Genomic DNA, 18,259 nt, shown 5'->3' with positions numbered 1-18,259 from the left:
GGGGGCTCCCGACCGGCCGACACAGAGGCAGCTGCTCCATGAACTTGTTTGTTTCCCTCAAGTACTTGGTCGCTCTGGACGATCATCGACACTTCGGTCGGGCTGCGCTGGCGTGCTACGTGACACAACCGGCTTTGTCGAACGCCCTCAGGGGGCTCGAAACGAGTTTCGGAACGGCGATCGTCAAGCGCGGCCGAAACTTCGCCGGCTTTACCACCGAGGGCGAGCGCATTCTCGTCAGCGCGCGGCGCATTCTGCGCGAGCATGAGTTGTTGCAGCAGGACCTGCATAGCGGTGCAAACGATCCGAAGGGCCATCTGGTGATCGGCGCGGTGCCCACCGCCATGCCGATTGCGGCAAGATTCGCGGCCATACTGCAGGATCGTCATCCGGGCATCGTACCCACGGTGCGCTCGATGAGTTCGGTCGAGTTGGAAACGGGGCTGGAGAGCCTGGCGCTCGACATGGGCCTGGGATACACAGAGCGGGTGGACAGCAAGCACTCGCAACTTCGGGTCGTGCCCCAATACACGGAGCACTATTATCTGCTGCGCAAGGCGTCCCGCTTAGGTGCCCAAACCTTGCAGATCGGCCCCACGATCACTTGGGGCGAGGCTGCCACCTTGCCTCTGTGTCTGCTCAGTTCCGAGATGCACAACCGCACCATCGTGGATCGCGCATTCGTGACGGCCGGCGCGCACCCGAGCCCCGCAATCGAGACCAACTCGATTCTGACATTGGCATTGAGCGTGGTGGCGGGTCGGATGTGCAGCATCATGCCAGGTGCGCTCGTGGGCGCTGTGCAAGGCTATCGCGAACTTGAAGCAATGCCGTTGGTCAGCCCGCAGGTTGAGGTTCCGATCGCCTTCATGGTGCAAGACACGAGCCGCCCTTCGCGGACCTTGGAGGCCGCGTTGGCCTTTTCCCAGGACTCGGTCTGGTTGCGCCACGTCGCCCAGCATTCGGGCTTGTTGGCGCGCTGAAGGCGAGGCCCGCACGGGTGTGAGACTGCGTGGCGCGAACGGCATCTGGTCGTATTTGATCGCCAACCGGGCAATCCCTGATTTCGTAATTGCATCGACCCATTCACCGAAGAAATTGGACCGACCTCCAATCACTGCTGATACTTCGTCTCGCACCGTTTGAGTGTTGCGACAACGAAGGAGACACGTATGTCAGCTGTTTTGACCGGATCAGGGGTCTCAGCCGGCAATGCCAATTGGTTGGAGAAGGAACGCACGATCGCCGGCCCGGGATTCAACCGTTGGCTGGTACCGCCGGCGGCTTTGGCGATTCACTTGTGCATCGGCATGGCGTACGGATTCTCTGTGTTCTGGCTGCCAATGTCGAAAGCCATCGGCGTGACTGCGGCGCAGACCTGCCCGAAGGACATGAGCCTGCTGGCTGAGTTGTTCACCACTGCCTGCGACTGGCGCATTTCCAGCCTGGGGTGGATGTACACGCTGTTCTTCGTGCTGCTCGGCTCGTCGGCGGCGTTGTGGGGTGGCTGGCTCGAGCGGGCAGGTCCGCGCAAGGCAGGCGTGGTGTCGGCGCTGTGCTGGTGTGGCGGCCTGTTGATCTCGGCCTTCGGTGTCTACACACATCAACTCTGGCTGATGTGGTTGGGCTCTGGCTTCATCGGCGGCATCGGGCTAGGGCTGGGTTACATCTCGCCGGTGTCGACGCTGATCAAGTGGTTCCCGGACAAGCGCGGCATGGCCATCATGGGCTTCGGCGGCGGCGCGATGATCGGCGCGCCGCTGGCGGCCGAGTTGATGAAGGTCTTTGCGTCGTCCGCCAGCACGGGCGTGGTGCAGACCTTCCTCGTGATGGCGGCGATCTACTTCGTCTTCATGATGGGCGGTGCGATGGGTTATCGCGTGCCACCCGGCGGCTGGAAGCCAGCCGGCTGGGTCCCCCCGCTGTCGCACACCAGCAACGCGATGATCACACAGCACCACGTGCACGTGAAGAAGGTCTGGAGCATTCCGCAGTTCTGGCTTGTCTGGATGGTGCTGTGCATGAACGTGAGCGCCGGCATCGGCGTAATCGGCATGTCCAGCCCGATGCTGCAGGAGGTATTCGGCGGCAACCTGATCGGTGTGGCCAAGGAGTTCGGCGAGCTCGACAAGACCCAACTCGCGGCTATTGCCGGCGTGGCTGCTGGCTTCACGGCGCTGCTAAGCCTGTTCAACATCGGCGGGCGCTTCGTCTGGGCCAGTGCGTCCGACAAGCGGGGGCGCAAGATGACCTATGTGGTCTTCTTCGTGCTCGGCGGATTGCTGTACGCCAGCATCCCCACCAGCGCGGCCGCAGGCAGCAAGCTGCTGTTCGTGGCGTCGTTCTGCATCATCCTGAGCATGTACGGCGGCGGCTTCGCCACAGTGCCGGCTTACCTGGCCGACCTCTTCGGCACGCAGATGGCGGGGGCCATCCACGGGCGCCTGCTCACCGCCTGGGCGACGGCCGGCATTCTGGGCCCGGTGGTGGTGAACTACATGCGGGGTACCAGATCGACTTGGGCATCCCGAGGGAGCAGGTCTACAACCAGACGATGTACATCCTGGTCGGCATGCTGGTGATTGGGTTGATCTGCAACTTGATGATTCGCCCGGTAGCCGATAAGTGGTTCATGACGCCGACGGAACTGGCCGAGGAGAGGCGCCTCGCCCATGACCGTGCCGTGGCGAACGAAGTCGGCAACGGCCCGGGCTCGATCGGCAGGACGCCAAAGGCGCTGGTGATGCTGGCCTGGGCGGCAGTGGGTATTCCGCTGGCCTGGGGGATCTATCGCCCGCTACTGAGTGCGTCGAAGTTCTTCAACTGACACACATACCACGACAATGAACAATCCTATCATCACGATTGCGGTGCAAGAGGTTTCCAAACAGCGAAAACGCCAGGCCCCCAAGGGACGCCGGGTGGAGCCGGGAGCGCTGGCCGACGTGCAACGCCTGCTGGGCTCCCAGTCGCGCCAGCCTGATCTGCTCATCGAGCACCTGCACAAGATCCAGGATTACTTCGGTCACCTGTCGGCGGCGCACCTGGCGGCGCTGGCGCAGGAGATGCGCCTGGCGCAAACGGAGGTGTATGAAGTCGCGACCTTCTATCATCATTTCGATGTGGTCAAGGAAGGCGAAGCCGCACCGGCCGCACTCACCGTACGGGTGTGCAACGGACTGTCCTGCGAGATGGCCGGCGCGCGCGATCTCCTCGCCAAGCTCCCCGACCTGCTGGGTCGAGAGGTGCGCGTGATTGCTGCGCCTTGCATCGGCCGCTGCGAGCAAGCGCCTGCCGTCGTGGTGGGACAGAACCCGGTGCCGAATGCAAGTTGCGAAACCATTGTGGCCACCGTCGCGGTGGGAGCCGTGCAGCACGCGCCCGAGGGCTTTGTCGATTTTTCCAGCTACCAGGGCAATGGGGGCTATGCCCTACTCAGGGACTGCGTCTCGGGACAGCGCGAGGTTGAATCGGTCATCAAGACCATGGAAGATTCCGGCCTGCGCGGCTTGGGCGGCGCCGGGTTTCCGGCCGGCCGCAAGTGGCGCATCGTCCGCGCCGAAGCCGGCCCGCGCCTGATGGCGGTGAACATCGACGAAGGCGAACCGGGAACCTTCAAGGACCGCGTCTATCTCGAACGCGACCCGCACCGCTTCCTCGAAGGCATGTTGATCGCCGCCTGGGCGGTTGGCATCGAGGAGATCTACATCTACCTGCGCGACGAATATCACGGCTGCCGCGCAATCCTGGAAACGGAGCTCGACAAACTGCGGCGGACGCCGCCGATGGCCGGCATGCCGCGCATCGAATTGCGCCGCGGCGCGGGAGCCTACATCTGCGGCGAAGAGTCGGCCATGATCGAATCGATCGAAGGCAAGCGCGGCATGCCGCGCCTGCGCCCGCCCTATGTGGCGCAAGTCGGCCTGTTCGGGCGCCCGACGCTGGAACACAATTTCGAAACCCTGTACTGGGTGCGCGAGGTCCTGGAAAAAGGCGGTGCCTGGTTCGCCTCGCAGGGCCGCAACGGGCGCAAGGGATTACGCTCGTTCTCGGTCTCGGGCCGCATCAAGCACCCAGGGGTCAAGCTGGCGCCGGCGGGCATCACGATTCAGGAACTGATCGACGAATACTGCGGCGGCATGCAGGACGGGCACAAGCTCTACGCCTACCTGCCGGGCGGCGCATCGGGCGGCATCCTGCCGGCCACGATGAACAACATCCCGTTGGACTTCGATACCTTGCAGCCCTATGGCTGCTTCATCGGCTCCGCCGCCGTGATCGTGCTGTCCGACCAGGACACGGCCACCGGCGCGGCGCGCAACCTGATGCGGTTTTTTCACCACGAGTCATGCGGCCAGTGCACCCCCTGCCGCGTGGGCACCGCCAAGGCGGCCCACTTGATGGCGCAGCGCAAATGGGATCTGCCGCTGCTGGCGGACCTGTCGCGGGTGATGCGTGATTCGTCGATCTGTGGGCTGGGGCAGGCGGCGCCCAACCCGATGGACTGCGTTGTCAAATACTTCCCGCACGAACTGGCCTGACCGCCACACGGCAAACAAGACAAAGGGCAACGTTATGAATGCAATCACCCGACACGAACTCGCCGAACTCGATACGCCGCTGGTGAGCTTCAGCCTCAACGGTCGTGAAGTGACGGGCCGGGCTACGGAGACGCTGCTGCAGGTGGCCCAGCGCGAAGGTGTGGAGATTCCGCACCTTTGCTACAAGGAGGACATGGAGGCGGTGGGCAACTGCCGTGCCTGCATGGTCGAGATCAATGGTGAACGCGCGCTGGCGCCCTCGTGCTGCCGGGCGCCGACACCGGGCATGAAGGTCGTCACCGACAGCGAACGTGCCTTGACCTCGCAGAAGATGGTGCTCGAACTGCTGCTGTCCGACATGCCCGAAACCTGTTACACCCTCCACAACGAAGTGGACCAGTGGGCCAAGAAGATTGGCGTTGGCAAGCCCCGTTTCGAAGCGCGCCAGCAGGTCCGCCAGGACCTGACGCACCCGGCCATCGCTGTCAACCTGGACGCCTGCATCCAGTGCACGCGATGCCTGCGCGCCTGCCGTGACGAGCAAGTCAACGACGTGATCGGCCTGGCCTTCCGCGGCGACCAGGCCAAGATTGTGTTCGACATGGACGACCCCATGGGCGCCTCCACCTGCGTGGCCTGCGGAGAATGCGTGCAGGCCTGCCCTACCGGCGCCTTGATGCCGGCACGCGAGGCTGCGCTAGTGGTGCCTGACAAACAGGTGGAGTCGGTCTGTCCGTATTGCGGCGTTGGCTGCCAGCTGACCTACAACGTCAAGGACAACAAAATTCTTTACGTCGAAGGCCGCGACGGGCCGGCCAACCATGGGCGGCTGTGCGTCAAGGGTCGCTACGGTTTCGACTATGCGCACCATCCGCAGCGCCTCACCCAACCGCTGATCCGCCGTCCCGATGCGCCCAAGGCAGGCAGCTTCACGATGGACCCGGACCGCGTGATGGACGTGTTCCGCGAGGCCAGCTGGGAAGAAGCGCTGGCATTCGCCGGCGGCAAACTCAAGGCCATCCGCGACCGATATGGCAGGAAGTCGCTCGCCGGCTTCGGCTCGGCCAAGGGCAGCAACGAGGAAGCCTACCTGTTCCAGAAGCTGGTGCGCACCGGTTTTGGCAGCAACAATGTGGACCATTGCACGCGCCTGTGCCACGCCTCGTCCGTCGTCGCACTGCTCGAAGGCATTGGTTCCGGCGCGGTGTCGAATCCGGTGATGGACGTGACGAAGGCCGAGGTGGTCATCATCATCGGCGCCAACCCGACGGTGAACCATCCGGTCGCCGCGACTTGGATCAAGAACGCCACGAAGAACGGCACCAAGCTGGTCGTGCTGGACCCGCGCCGCTCGGACCTGGCGCGCGTGGCGCACCGCTTCCTGCAGTTCAAGCCCGACACCGATGTGCCGCTGCTCAATGCGATGATGAATGTCATCGTCACCGAAGGCCTGGTCGACGAAGCCTTCATCGCCAGCCGTACCATCGGCTACGAGGAACTGCGCAAGAATGTCGAGGGCTACAGCCCCGAAGCCATGGCGCCGATTTGCGGCATCGACGCCGACACCATTCGCTATGTGGCGCGGCTGTACGCCACGTCGAAGGCGTCAATGATCCTGTGGGGCATGGGCGTGTCGCAGCACGTGCACGGCACCGACAACGCGCGCTGCCTGATCGCATTGGCACTCATGACCGGCCAGATCGGCCGCCCGGGCACCGGACTGCATCCGTTGCGCGGCCAGAACAATGTGCAAGGCGCCTCCGACGCAGGCCTGATCCCGATGATGTACCCCGACTACCAGCGCGTGTCCGACAGCGCGGCGCGCCAGCGCTTCGAACAGGCGTGGAAGCTGCCAGCAGGCACGCTCGACGACAAGCCCGGCCTCACCGTGGTCGAAGTGATGCACGCCATCAAGGTGGGCGAAATTCGTGGCATGTACGTGATGGGCGAAAACCCGGCGATGTCCGACCCCGATGCCAACCATGCGCGCGAGGCTCTGGCGGCGCTCGATCACCTGGTGGTGCAGGACATCTTCCTCACCGAGACCGCCTACCTGGCAGACGTGATCCTCCCGGCCAGCGCCTTCCCCGAGAAAAGCGGGACTTTTACGAACACCGACCGGCTGGTGCAGATGGGGCGCCAGGCGATCGATCCACCGGGCGATGCGCGCCAGGACCTGTGGATCATCCAACAGATCGCCAGGCGTCTCGGCCTCGACTGGCAGTACGACCATGTCAGCGAGGTGTTCGACGAGATGCGTCATACCATGCCCAGCATCGCCGGCATCACCTGGGACCGGCTGGAGCGCGAGCATGCCGTCACCTACCCGTGCCAGAAAGAAGGCGACCTCGGCCAGTCGGTGGTATTCGTGGACAACTTTCCGCGCGACACGGGCCGCGCGCGCTTCGTGCCGGCCGACATCATCCCGGCCGACGAGCGCCCGAACACCGAGTACCCGATGGTGCTGATCACCGGACGCCAGCTGGAGCACTGGCACACGGGCAGCATGACTCGACGCGCGACGGTTCTGGACGCGATCGAGCCCGACCCGGTGGCCCTGGTCCACCCGCTGGATCTCGCTGGCCTGGGCGGCAAACCGGGCGACATTGTGACGATCGAGTCTCGTCGCGGCGAAGTCTCGCTGTATGCGCGCGCCGACGACAGCTCGCCGCGCGGCGCCGTGTTCGTGCCCTTCTGCTACTACGAAGCGGCGATTAACAGGCTGACCAACGCGGCGCTAGATCCATTCGCGAAGATCCCCGAGTTCAAATACTGCGCCATCCGCGTCTCATTGGGCGGCGAGGCGCCGGCACAAGGAAGCTACGGGGGCGGCCAGGCGTTGCGCATGGTGCTGGAGACAACAGCGAATTGATCTAGCGTTTCGTCGGGGCTCAGGCCACCGACGAGGCTGCGACCCTTTTCGCTCCATCCTTATTCGATCTCGATGAGCCACATCTGCAAGATGAGTACGATAAGCGAGGTATCACGGCCGATGCAGTCGCAGGAGCAACGTGTGAGGCGTCTCCCGCGGCTGACGCAGACCCGCGTGCCGCTGACGCGCGAAGTCGAGGTGCTCGATGAATACGGCGAGACGCGCCACATCCATATTCCCAACGAGCGTGCGCTCACCGTGTTCGTCGATAGGCGCGAACTGGTGACGCTGATGACGCTCGGCAGCGCCCCCGAGCTGCTAGTGCTTGGCTATTTGCGCAATCAGCGACTGGTGTCGACAGTCGACGAAGTGGCGTCCATCACCGTGGACTGGGACGTCTCTGCTGCGGCAGTAAAAACACGCGGCGGCATCGATGCCTTGGAGCAAAAGACCGCGCACCGGGTGGTCACGACCGGCTGCGGCCAGGGCACCGTGTTCGGCAACCTGATGTCGCAGATCGACGCCGTGCAACTGCCGACCGCCGCGCAGGCGCGCATTCGACAGTCGGCGCTGTACGCCATGCTCGAGGTGATGCGCCAGCGGGACAGCATTCACCGCAAGGCAGGATCGGTTCACGGCTGCGCCCTGTTCCACAACAGCGAGCTGCTGACGGTCGTCGAAGATGTTGGCCGCCACAACGCAATCGACACCATTGCCGGCTGGATGTGGATGCAGGGTGACGGCTCCAGGCCGATTTCACGTGACGGCGCTTCGACCGCCAAGTTTCCTCTTTAACCGTATCCGCCGGGTTGCCCCACGGCGGGCTGCCCGATGGGACCGATGAGAGTCTCATCATGATTCAAGATCTGCCATTCGACCGCGGGCCGACGAGGTTGCCATGGAACACATGCAGCCGTTGCGGGGCGCGCTCCTCACACGCGGCAATCCGGACCTCGGCCAGGATCCCGGCCTGCCGCTGCTGGGGATTGCCAACCGACTGGCACCGGTCGCCTCGCTACACGAGGCGCGTTGGTGCGTGCGTACTTTCATCGAGGAGCACGCGCGCTTGGCGCCGGCAACTGGGCCGGAGGTCAGGTGCTGGACAGCGGCGACCATCAGGGCGGTAATTCAAACGCTGTGATCCTCACTGACCGTCGCACGTCGCATGACTCTTAATTCAAATACCCCTGCGTCGGTGGACGCGTTTAAGTTTCGAAGCGGATTGCCCCCGAACCCACGTTACTTAGAAAATGTCCGGGCTCAGAGGCCCGGACCTAAACCTCCTTGGAAAGGGAGGGGGAGAGAACTCAATATGCTTGGCGCTGCAGTTCGCGCAGCATCTGGCATCACGCGCGATGCGGGTTAAAGACACGCTGCGGAGCGCTGTGAGAAGGGGCCCTGATCTCCTTCCTTAACGACCATGTATCCTGAATTGACCTCTATTTCCCGGCGGGTGGCAATTCGGCCGATGCAATTGGCAGGATAGACGATGCCGATCGCGCAACCGGCATCGTCTTAGCGTTCATCCGGCGACACCCCATTCACATGCTCCATGGGCGATCGTCTCGGTGAGCGCCGAAGCGCCAGTCGCGACGTGAGCCATGTAGAAGTGGGCGAGTTCGATTTGCTCGCGATGGAAACCCGCATCCCCCATGCCTTCGCCGAGCCGCCGGCTCGCAACCACTACCGCCTTCCCCCATTGCCAGGCGCCGCAGACTGTTCCGGCAAGCATGAGGAACGGAACCGCAACGAACATCGCGGCGCCGAGGTTGGCCTTGCCGCGCTCGATCAGGAATCGGGCGGCCGATTCGAAGTGCGCCAGGCTTGCTTCCATGCGAGGGATGAGGCTATTGATGCGGTGGTCATCTATCGAGCTCAAGCGATCGAGATCTGCGCGCATGCATGCCAGAAGCTGTTTCATGCTTGAGCCGTCGTCGCGCAATAGTTTCCGCACAAGCAGGTCATTGGCCTGGATGCCGGTGGTGCCTTCATAAATCGTCTGGATGCGTGCGTCCCGCATGTGCTGGGCTGCGCCGGTTTCCTCGACGAAGCCCATCCCCCCGTGTACCTGCACGCCGAGGGATGCCGAATCGTTGCCCACTTCGGTGCTCCAGCCCTTGACGATGGGGATCAGAAAGTCGATGAGCCTACGGGCTTTTTCCCGAGTTGCCGCGTCCGGATGGGCTCGGCTTATATCGAACTGAGCCGCGACCCAATAGGCCAGCATCCGCGCGGCCTGCGTGCGCGATTGCATCATCAACAGCATGCGTCGCACATCGGGGTGGTGGATGATCGTGACGTTCGGTTCGCCGGTGACCGCATCACGCCCCTGGCTGCGTTCTTGGGCATATGCCAAGGCTTGCTGAAAGGCTCGTTCGCCGATCGCGATTCCCTGCATGCCGACACCGAAACGGGCCTCGTTCATCATGATGAACATGTATTCCAGTCCGCGATTGGGTTCGCCGACAAGGTAGCCAATCGCACCGCCGTTGTCGCCATAGGTCATGACGCAGGTCGGGCTGGCGTGGATGCCGAGCTTGTGTTCGACCGAAACGCAGTGCACGTCGTTGCGCTCTCCGACCGCCCCATCGTCATCGACGAGGTACTTCGGAACGAGGAAGAGCGAGATGCCCTTCACGCCGGGCGGTGCGTCTGGCAGGCGCGCGAGAACCAGGTGGAGGATGTTTTCGGTAAGCTGGTGTTCGCCGTAGGTGATGAAGATCTTCTGCCCGAAGACGCGGTAGCTGCCGTCGGGGGCCGGTTCGGCGCGGGCCCGCAGGGCAGCGAGGTCTGAACCGGCCTGTGGCTCCGTGAGGTTCATGGTGCCGCCCCATTGCCCGGAGACCAGCTTTGGCAGGTATTTCTGCTTGATCGTCTCCGATGCGGCGATTTGCAGCGCTTCCGCGGCGCCGGTGGACAAGAGGGGCATCAGAGAGAAGGCGAGGTTTGACGCCTGCCACATCTCCATGACTGCGGCAGCCACCAGCTTGGGCATGCCTTGGCCGCCATACGCATGGGAGGCGGCGATCGTGGGCCAGCCCCCGGCGCGAAATGCCCGATAGGCTTCCTGCCAGCCCACGGGCGTCGCGACATTGCCGTCCTCCAGGCGGCAGCCCTGGATGTCGCCCACCCGGTTCAGTGGGGCGAGCACCTCGCCGGCGAACTTCCCTGCCTCTTCCAGAATCGCGGCCGTAACATCCGGGCTTGCATCTTCGTAGCCCGGTAGGGCGGCGATCCCGTCGATGCCGACGACGTCTTCAATGATGAAGCGCATGGCCTGGATTGGCGCAGCATAGTGACTCATCGTGACTCCTGGTGTCGGTTCAGCATTCGTCAGAGCGCTTCGAAGATTCCTGCGGCGCCCATGCCGGTCCCGATGCACATGGTGACCATTCCGTACTTCTTCTTCTCACGGCGCAGGCCATTGAGCAGGGTCGCCACGCGGATCGCGCCGGTTGCGCCGAGAGGGTGGCCGAGCGCGATGGCGCCGCCTTGCGGGTTCACCTTGGAGGGGTCGATGTCGAGGCTGCGCATTACCGCAAGTGCCTGCGAAGCGAACGCTTCATTGAGCTCGAACCAGTCGATGTCGGACTGTTTCAGCCCCGCCGCCTTCAAAGCGCGGGGAATCGCTTCGATCGGGCCGATGCCCATCACTTCGGGGGGCACACCGGCGACGGCGAAGCTCACGAAGCGCGCCAGCGGTTCGACGTTGTATCGCTTGAGGGCGGCCTCGCTCATCAGCACGACGGCACCGGCGCCGTCGGACATCTGCGAGGCGTTGCCTGCCGTCACCGAACCTTTTGCGGCAAACACCGGCCTGAGCTTGGCAAGGCTCTCCCTGGTTGTGCCGGGGCGCGGGCCTTCATCGGTGCTGCACACTGTCTCCACCGTTTTGGGGGCGCCGCATGTGCCGACCAGCTGGGCCGTGACCGTGTATGGCGCGATCTCGGCCTCGAACCTGCCCCCGGAGATGGCCGCCAGGGCCTTCTCGTGACTCGACGCACCGAACGCGTCCTGGTCGTCGCGGGAAATGTTCCAGCGCTCGGCGACTCGCTCTGCAGTGAGTCCCATGCCGTAAGCGATGCCGATGTTTTCGTCGAGCATCCATTTGGGATTGGCGTAAAGTCCCTTGCCGAACATTTGAGGCATGACGGACATGGATTCGGCGCCCGCGCCGATCGTCACGTCGGCTTCGCCGAGGCGGATGCGGTCGGCGGCCATGGCGACTGCGTTGAGGCCCGACGAGCAGAAGCGATTGATCGTGACCGCCGGCACGCTGTCCGGCAGGCCTGCCAGCAGGACTCCGACGCGGCCGACGTTCATGCCTTGCTCGCCTTCAGGCATTGCGCAGCCGACGTAGACGTCGGCGATCTCCCGGGGATCGAGTTGGGGTACCCGGGCTACGGCGTTTTTGAGCACGTGGGCCAGCATGTCGTCCGGACGGACGTGACGGAACATGCCGTTGCGCTTTGCAACCGGGGTACGGGCGACGGCAACGAGATAGGCGTCCTGATATCGAGTATTCATGGAAGGAGTCTCCGGATCAGTTGTGCGGATCAGTTGCGCAAAGGCTTGCCGTTGTTGAGCATGTGTTCGATTCGAGCCCGCGATTCGGGAGTCCGGGCAAGGGTCATGAATTGCTGACGCTCGACGTCGAGCAACCATTGCTCGTCCACCAGCGAGCCGGTTTCGACTTCGCCGCCGCACAAGGCGACGGCGATGGCGTGAGCGACGCGATAATCGTGTGGAGAGATGAAGCCGCCGTCGCGCATGTTCACCAGCGCGTGATCGAGTGTGGCGATGCCGCCGCGTCCGGCGACCTTCACGCCGCGCGGGCGCAGGGGAGGGCGGTGGCCGCACTCGTTCAGGGCTCGCGCCTTGCGAATGGCGACGTAGAGGACTTCGTCCGGGTTGAACAGAATGGTGTCGGTCGGCGACAGAAGTCCCATGCCTTGGGCCTCCAGCGCATTCTTCGCGGCCTTGCCGGTGGAAACGTGCTGGAAGGCCGCATACACGGCCGGGTTCGGTTCGCCGTACTGTTGTTGGCCGGCCAGGAAGGCGGCGCGGAGGGCGAGCTCCTTGCATCCTCCGCCGGAGGGGATCAGGCCGACACCGGCTTCGACGAGCCCGATGCGTGACTCGAGGGCAAGCACCCGATGCGCGCATTGCATCTGGAACTCGCATCCCCCGCCGAGGGCCGTCCCCTGCACCGCGGCGACTGTCGGTACTTGGCTGTAACGCAGCAATCCCGCGGTCCGCTGGAAGTCGGCAACAAAACGGTCCAGCTCGTCGAATTTGCCGTCATCGATCAATGCGAGCACTTCGACGAGATTCGCACCTACGGCGAAGGGCGGTTCGTTCCAGAGCACCAGCCCGTCGTAGTCGCGCTCGGCCCGCATCACGCCCTCGCAGAGGCCGGCAAGCGCCGCCTTGCTCACCGCATGTGACTTCGTTTGCAGACTCGCGATCAGGATGCGGGGATCAACGGCGGGCAGCGTCCACAGCCGCACTGCCTCGTTCTCCCATACCGTGTCGCCATGGTTCCTTGACTCGCCCAACAGTTGGGTGGGGAAGATCTGCCGATGATAGACCGGCAGCGAGGAGCGCGGCACGAGCCGTCCGGCGGCCGCCGACCATGATCCCTCTGCCTCATGGACCCCGTTGCGGGTCGCTACCCATGCCGGCAGCGGCGCAGCGGCCATGGTCTTGCCCGCCTCGATGTCTTCCCGGATCATGTTCGCCACCGTCTGCCAGCCGGCCGCCTGCCACATTTCGAACGGTCCTTGCTTCCATCCGTAGCCCCAGCGCATCGCGTAGTCGACGTCTCGGGCGCAGTCGGCGATCTCGGCCAAAGTCACTGCGCAGTAATGAAAGATGTCGCGCAGGCAGGACCACAAGAGTTGAGCCTGCGGGTGATCGCTGCTGCGCAAGACCTTCAGGCGCGCCGCAGCGTCGCCGATCTTCAGGATGGCGTCGACTTCCGGGGCGATCTTGCCGCCTGCGAGGCGGAAGTCGCCTGTGGCGTGATTGAGAACCCTGGTGTCGCGTCCCTCTCTGCGGTAGATGCCGCCGCCGGTCTTCTGTCCGAGTTGCTTCCGGCCAATCAGCGCGGCAGCCCAGACCGGTACGCTGAAATGGGGAGCCCAGGGATCGTCAGGCAAATTGCGGCGCATTCCCTCGATGACGTTGGCGATCGTGTCGAGGCCGACGACGTCCAGCAGGCGATAAGTGGCGCTTTTCGGCAGGCCGATCTTCGGCCCCGTGACGGCATCCACCTCGTCGAAATCCAGGCCGAGCCGTTCGGTGTGGTGGATGACGGTCAGCATCCACATCACGCCAATGCGGTTTGCGATGAAATTCGGCGTGTCCTTTGCCCTGACGACCCCTTTGCCGAGGCGTGATACCAGCCACGGCTCGAGGCGGTCGAGTACATCCGCATCCGTCTGCGGACCGGGAATGAACTCGACCAGCGGCATGTAGCGTGGCGGATTGAAGAAGTGCACGCTGCAGAATCGGTTCCGGAGGTTTTCCGGAAGCATTGCGGACAACTGGGCGAGCGGCAGGCCGGAGGTGTTGGTGGCGAGGACCGCGCCGGGCGAAACGAAGGGCGCGATCCGCTGGTAAAGGCGTTCCTTGAGTTCCAGCTTCTCGGCAATGGCTTCGATGATCAGGTCGCACTCCCGAAGCCGGTCGAGATGCTGGTCGTAGTTGGCGGCATCGATGTAGTTCAGCCGTTCGCGCGTGACGAACGGTGCCGGCTCCATCTTCTGCAGGCCCTGAAGCGCTTTGAGGACGATCCCGTTCGGATTGCCTTCGGGTGCCGGGAGATCGAACAGGAGCACTGGAACGTCGGCGTTCGCGAGGTGCGCGGCAATCTGCGCACCCATGACCCCGGCCCCGAGCACCGCTATGCGACGGAAGTTGGAGTTCATCACATCTCCTTTCTGAATGATGGGCATGAGACGCGCCGCCCGATCGTTTGGGTGGGCGCTGCTTGTCTCCATCATCGAGTGTGCGTTGGAGTGCGCCTACCCCCTGAATGGGGGAACCGGCGGCCTGTCACTCCTCGCGAGGTTCTGCTTCCACTTCGTCGCGAAAGGCGTCGGGCGACTTGCCCGTTCACTAACAAATGCGCGGGACAGTTGGCAGTATTTGCAACTTTCATGGGCGGGTACGCTCCTCAGGCTGTGGCTGCAGATAGCCTTCTGCACCCATCGTCGAGCGCAAATCCGGAATTTGCTATCCCCCGAATGGGGGAGAAGATTGGCGAGTTACGTCCGGGTGGCTGTGCGGCGTGTGAGTGCCGCGTGGCGTAATATGCAACCTCATTGGCGCACGCGGTTGCTCCGTGCTGCTTATTCTTCCCTCAGCAGGCAAGAGGAGACACCATCAAATGCAAACCGAACCCATCATCATGCATCGCCGCGGCGAACCCGCAGCTCAAATGCGCGATTGCCATACCGCCCGCTGGTCGGTGACGGATGTGGCCGCACTACTGGATCTGCCTCTACCGGATCTCCTGTTCCGCGCCCAGGAGGTTCACCGGCAACACTTCGACCCCAACGAGATCCAGCTTTCCACGCTGCTGTCGATCAAGACCGGCGGATGCGCGGAGAACTGCGGCTATTGCTCCCAGTCGGCCCACCACGACGGGCGAGTACCTGCCGAGCCGATGCTCGACGAGGCGGCCGTCCGGGCTGCCGCCGTCGCCGCCAAGGAGGCGGGGGCGACGCGTTTTTGCATGGGGGCTGCCTGGCGCCAGGTGCGGGACCGGGATCTTCCCGCGCTCGGCCGCCTGGTCGAGACGGTCGTAGGCCTCGGCATGGAAAGCTGCCTCACCGCAGGGATGCTCAAGCCCCACCAGGCACAAGTCCTCAAGGACGCGGGGCTCGATTACTACAACCACAACCTGGATACCGATCCGGGCTACTACGGGCAGGTGGTCACCACCCGCAGCTATCAGGACCGCCTCGACACCCTTGCGACGGTGCGGGAGGCCGGTCTGAAGGTCTGTAGCGGCGGCATCCTCGGCATGGGCGAAAGCCGTGTGCAGCGAGCGGGTCTGATCGCCGAGCTGGCCAATCTGGAGCCGTATCCCGATTCGGTGCCCATCAACAACCTGGTGGCCATCCCGGGCACGCCGATGGAGGATGCACCGCCCATGGATCCGATCGAATTCGTCCGAGTCGTCGCGGCGGCGCGGATCACGATGCCCAAAGCCCGGATACGCCTGTCGGCTGGCCGCCGGGAACTGGGGGAAGGAGTACAGGCGCTTTGTTTCCTGGCGGGCGCGAATTCCATCTTCTACGGCGACAAGTTGCTTACGACCGGCAATCCGGACTTCGACGAGGATCGGCAGTTCTTCCTGCGCCTGGGACTCAGGGCGGAGGCCGCCGCGGACAGTTGAGCGGGACTGCGCGGGGAGGTGAGCGAACAGTGAGCGGAGTTGCGTTCGTGGAGAGGAGCGGCGGAGGTGCCCAAGCCTGACAAGCAGAGCGTCCGCGCGGCTTTCGACCGCGCGGCCGAAACATATGATGCCGCAGCCGTGGTTCAGCGGGAGGTGTGTCGACGCCTGCTGGCCTTTGCCGACCGCCATCCCGTGATCGGCAGCGCCCGGCGTGTCGTCGATGCCGGCTGCGGTACGGGCTACGCCTTGGGGCTCCTGGGCGCCCGATTCCCCGATGCGGAAATCATCGCGATGGATTTTGCGCCTGCGATGCTGCTTCGCATGCCGGCAACCTATGCGGATGGCTGCATCCCGCTATGTGCGGACGCCGAGCAGCTCCCGCTGGCCACCGAGTCGGTCGATGTGCTCTGGTCGAGTCTCATGCTGCAATGGTGTGACTCGCAACGCAGCCTGGCGGAGATTGCCCGGGTATTGCGGCCGGGAGGGTGCGCATGGCTTGCGACCTTGGGGCCGCGTACCTTGTGGGAATTGAGCGAGGCCTTTTCCCATGTCGACGACGCGCAGCATGTGATCCACTTCGAGCCGCTGGAACAGCTTATGGCTCGGGCGGCTAATGCAGGGCTGGAGGTCGCCGGGCATGAAGTCGAGACAGTCTTGGCCCTGGCTCCCGATCTGGGCAGGCTTTTGAGAGACATCAAAGCCATCGGCGCCCATCAAGTGGGTCCGGAGCGTCGCCATCAACTGCTGGGGAAGGGCGTCTGGCGCACCCTTGTCGGCCGCTACGAAAGGCATCGGAGAGCCGATGGCTTGTTGCCTGCGACCTACGACGTGAGCTTGTTGGCGCTGGCTAAGCCCGGCTGAATGGAAATCAGCCGGCTCAACGAGTCTTGTCTGAGCGCTCAGGGACGCCTGTGAGCCAGTCGACCAGGTCGTCGGCGATCTGCTCGGGCGACAGCGCGCCACCCGGCCTGTACCACCTTACGACTCCGTGAAGGGCGCTCAGAAAGTACGCCACTGCCCGTGTGTCCGCACGCGGGACGAGTCCAGCCTCCTTCGCCCGCTCGAAAGCTCCATGCCACAGCCGCTCGAACCGCCGCCGGATGGTGATGACTTTTTCGCGCTGCTCGCCGTCCAGATGCCTCCATTCATCGACCACCATGGGGACGACACCGCTGTCCGTGTCGAGTAGGCGCCCGAGGTGCAGGCGGGTGAGGGTGCGGAAGTAATCCAGCGGAGGCATCGACGTCGGATCGACCGCCTCGAGCGTGGAAAGGCAGTCCAGGAGGCTGGATTCGACCCCCGCGAAGAGCAGGTCCTGCTTGCTCGCGAAGTGGTAGAAGGGGCTGCCGGCCGTCATGTTCGACGCTTTTGCGATATCCCGCGTCGTCGTCGCGTGGAAACCCTTTTCCTTGAATAGCTTCGCCGCCGAGGCGATGAGTTCGTTGCGCCGGTTTACGTCGCTGATGTCGGCGCGTTTCGGTCTCGCCATGTTTTCCGTTCCTTCAGTCGATTTTGCGAATGCGCGAAATATAGCTCATCGTCGCTCCGTTAATAAACCAAGCGCTTGCTTTTTTAATTCGACGTACCTAGACTGGCACCACATTGGATGGACGCCGATGTGGCGACAGGAAGACCTTGGAGGAGCACGAAATGACAATCCGGGTGGCACGGGCGGGCCATATTCTTGAGTTGCGTCTTGGCGAGTCGGGGCGGCGCAACGTAATGAACGAAGCGTGGTTCGACGCCCTGGAGGAACATCTGCACGAGGCGCAGACCGATGGCGATGTGCGCGCCGTGCTGCTGTACTCGGAGGCCGATGGCTTCTGCGCCGGTGGTGACCTCGATGCCTTCCGCGAAGGCCCGCTTCCCGACGGCTATCTGCGCTCGCGCTTTGCCCGCCTGGTAGCGCGTCTGGTGGATTTCGACAAGCCCATCGTGGCTGCCGTGCATGGCTACGCAATCGGTGGTGGCACCACGCTGCTGCTGCATTGCGACTTCGTGTACGCGGCGGAGGGAACCACGTTCCAGATGCCCTTCGTCCGGCTCGGCCTCGTGCCGGAGTTTGGCTCCAGCTACCTCGCGCCGCTTTATGCCGGGATACGTCGGGCCACCGAGATGGTGTTGCTCGGGCGCTCCTTCGATGCCGATCTGGCGCTGCGCGCCGGAATCGTGACTGCGATCACCCCTGCGCAAGACGTACTGACCAAGGCGCGCGAGACGGCGCGAGCCCTCGCGGACATGCCGCCGCGCTCGATGAGGGAGAGCAAGCGCCTGCTGAAAGCGGGTCATCGCGCTGCCATCGAAACCGCACTGGTGATGGAAGGCAAGGCGCTCGAGGCGGGCTACGAGTCTGCCGAACTGCAGGAGGCGATCGCCGCCTTCTTCGAGAAGCGCCCGGCCGATTTTTCGAACTTCAAGTGATTGCCGGAAGGAGATCCC

General features: G+C 63.8%; 14 protein-coding genes. 10 read left to right on the top strand and 4 right to left on the bottom strand.

Annotation, left to right across the window (positions count from 1 at the left end):
* The first annotated feature begins 38 nt into the window (after positions 1-38).
* From AC3A35_RS07735 to AC3A35_RS07705, 7 genes are all read left to right on the top strand, one after another.
* Positions 39-983, top strand: coding sequence for a LysR substrate-binding domain-containing protein (locus AC3A35_RS07735; RefSeq protein ID WP_487435458.1), 945 nt, complete (start codon positions 39-41; stop codon positions 981-983).
* Between the two features lie 189 nt (positions 984-1,172).
* Positions 1,173-2,582, top strand: a complete 1,410-nt coding sequence (locus AC3A35_RS07730; RefSeq protein ID WP_487435456.1) for an OFA family MFS transporter — start codon at positions 1,173-1,175, stop codon at positions 2,580-2,582.
* Positions 2,555-2,827: an MFS transporter small subunit gene (locus tag AC3A35_RS07725; protein ID WP_487435455.1), complete on the top strand. Its 273-nt coding sequence runs from the start codon at positions 2,555-2,557 to the stop codon at positions 2,825-2,827. Before AC3A35_RS07730 ends, AC3A35_RS07725 begins: the two co-directional genes overlap by 28 nt.
* Positions 2,828-2,843: 16 nt before the next feature.
* Entirely contained in the window at positions 2,844-4,541 is a 1,698-nt protein-coding gene (locus tag AC3A35_RS07720; RefSeq protein ID WP_487435453.1) for an NADH-ubiquinone oxidoreductase-F iron-sulfur binding region domain-containing protein, read from the top strand.
* A 34-nt stretch (positions 4,542-4,575) separates the two neighbouring features.
* The gene (gene fdhF, locus AC3A35_RS07715) at positions 4,576-7,413 is read left to right on the top strand and encodes a formate dehydrogenase subunit alpha (RefSeq protein WP_487435452.1); all 2,838 of its coding nucleotides are present in this window, start codon (positions 4,576-4,578) and stop codon (positions 7,411-7,413) included.
* Between the two features lie 174 nt (positions 7,414-7,587).
* Positions 7,588-8,208, top strand: a complete 621-nt coding sequence (locus tag AC3A35_RS07710) for a formate dehydrogenase accessory sulfurtransferase FdhD (protein ID WP_487435451.1) — start codon at positions 7,588-7,590, stop codon at positions 8,206-8,208.
* Between the two features lie 103 nt (positions 8,209-8,311).
* Positions 8,312-8,554 carry a hypothetical protein gene (locus AC3A35_RS07705; protein WP_487435449.1) on the top strand — a complete coding sequence of 81 codons (243 nt, stop codon included), beginning with the start codon at positions 8,312-8,314 and terminating at the stop codon, positions 8,552-8,554.
* 381 nt (positions 8,555-8,935) lie between these two features.
* Here AC3A35_RS07705 and AC3A35_RS07700 read toward each other — a convergent pair whose 3' ends face one another.
* The 3 genes from AC3A35_RS07700 to AC3A35_RS07690 are packed head-to-tail and all read right to left on the bottom strand — an operon-like array spanning position 8,936 to position 14,345.
* A complete protein-coding gene (locus tag AC3A35_RS07700) occupies positions 8,936-10,717 on the bottom strand; it encodes an acyl-CoA dehydrogenase (RefSeq protein ID WP_487435448.1) in 1,782 nt (593 codons plus the stop codon).
* A gap of 29 nt (positions 10,718-10,746) precedes the next feature.
* Complete coding sequence (locus AC3A35_RS07695; RefSeq protein ID WP_487435797.1) at positions 10,747-11,940, bottom strand: acetyl-CoA C-acyltransferase; 1,194 nt, start codon at positions 11,938-11,940, stop codon at positions 10,747-10,749.
* 29 nt (positions 11,941-11,969) lie between these two features.
* Complete coding sequence (locus AC3A35_RS07690; RefSeq protein WP_487435447.1) at positions 11,970-14,345, bottom strand: 3-hydroxyacyl-CoA dehydrogenase/enoyl-CoA hydratase family protein; 2,376 nt, start codon at positions 14,343-14,345, stop codon at positions 11,970-11,972.
* 461 nt (positions 14,346-14,806) lie between these two features.
* Here AC3A35_RS07690 and bioB point away from each other — a divergent pair, with 461 nt between their 5' ends.
* Together bioB and AC3A35_RS07680 are read left to right on the top strand one after the other, a co-directional pair.
* Positions 14,807-15,820 carry a biotin synthase BioB gene (gene bioB / locus AC3A35_RS07685; RefSeq protein ID WP_487435446.1) on the top strand — a complete coding sequence of 338 codons (1,014 nt, stop codon included), beginning with the start codon at positions 14,807-14,809 and terminating at the stop codon, positions 15,818-15,820.
* Positions 15,821-15,886: 66 nt separating this feature from the next.
* Positions 15,887-16,681 carry a methyltransferase domain-containing protein gene (locus tag AC3A35_RS07680; RefSeq protein ID WP_487435445.1) on the top strand — a complete coding sequence of 265 codons (795 nt, stop codon included), beginning with the start codon at positions 15,887-15,889 and terminating at the stop codon, positions 16,679-16,681.
* A gap of 16 nt (positions 16,682-16,697) precedes the next feature.
* Here the strand turns inward: AC3A35_RS07680 and AC3A35_RS07675 are convergent, their stop codons facing one another.
* Positions 16,698-17,309, bottom strand: coding sequence for a TetR/AcrR family transcriptional regulator (locus AC3A35_RS07675; RefSeq protein ID WP_487435444.1), 612 nt, complete (start codon positions 17,307-17,309; stop codon positions 16,698-16,700).
* A gap of 161 nt (positions 17,310-17,470) precedes the next feature.
* Between AC3A35_RS07675 and AC3A35_RS07670 the strand changes: the two genes are divergently transcribed.
* A complete protein-coding gene (locus tag AC3A35_RS07670) occupies positions 17,471-18,241 on the top strand; it encodes an enoyl-CoA hydratase/isomerase family protein (RefSeq protein ID WP_487435443.1) in 771 nt (256 codons plus the stop codon).
* Positions 18,242-18,259: the final 18 nt, after the last annotated feature.

The sequence above is a fragment of the Azoarcus sp. Soil_N_20 genome (assembly GCF_057656155.1).
Note: the sequence above shows the minus strand (reverse complement) of the source record. Positions and strands in the feature narration are given on the sequence as shown.

Coding starts and splice junctions, on each gene's coding strand:
- AC3A35_RS07670 (WP_487435443.1), top strand. CDS start 17,471: ATGACAATCCGGGTGGCACGGGCGGGCCATATTCTTGAGTTGCGTCTT.
- AC3A35_RS07725 (WP_487435455.1), top strand. CDS start 2,555: ATGTACATCCTGGTCGGCATGCTGGTGATTGGGTTGATCTGCAACTTG.
- AC3A35_RS07690 (WP_487435447.1), bottom strand. CDS start 14,345: ATGAACTCCAACTTCCGTCGCATAGCGGTGCTCGGGGCCGGGGTCATG.
- AC3A35_RS07705 (WP_487435449.1), top strand. CDS start 8,312: ATGGAACACATGCAGCCGTTGCGGGGCGCGCTCCTCACACGCGGCAAT.
- fdhF (WP_487435452.1), top strand. CDS start 4,576: ATGAATGCAATCACCCGACACGAACTCGCCGAACTCGATACGCCGCTG.
- AC3A35_RS07675 (WP_487435444.1), bottom strand. CDS start 17,309: ATGGCGAGACCGAAACGCGCCGACATCAGCGACGTAAACCGGCGCAAC.
- AC3A35_RS07735 (WP_487435458.1), top strand. CDS start 39: ATGAACTTGTTTGTTTCCCTCAAGTACTTGGTCGCTCTGGACGATCAT.
- AC3A35_RS07700 (WP_487435448.1), bottom strand. CDS start 10,717: ATGAGTCACTATGCTGCGCCAATCCAGGCCATGCGCTTCATCATTGAA.
- AC3A35_RS07720 (WP_487435453.1), top strand. CDS start 2,844: ATGAACAATCCTATCATCACGATTGCGGTGCAAGAGGTTTCCAAACAG.
- AC3A35_RS07730 (WP_487435456.1), top strand. CDS start 1,173: ATGTCAGCTGTTTTGACCGGATCAGGGGTCTCAGCCGGCAATGCCAAT.
- AC3A35_RS07695 (WP_487435797.1), bottom strand. CDS start 11,940: ATGAATACTCGATATCAGGACGCCTATCTCGTTGCCGTCGCCCGTACC.
- bioB (WP_487435446.1), top strand. CDS start 14,807: ATGCAAACCGAACCCATCATCATGCATCGCCGCGGCGAACCCGCAGCT.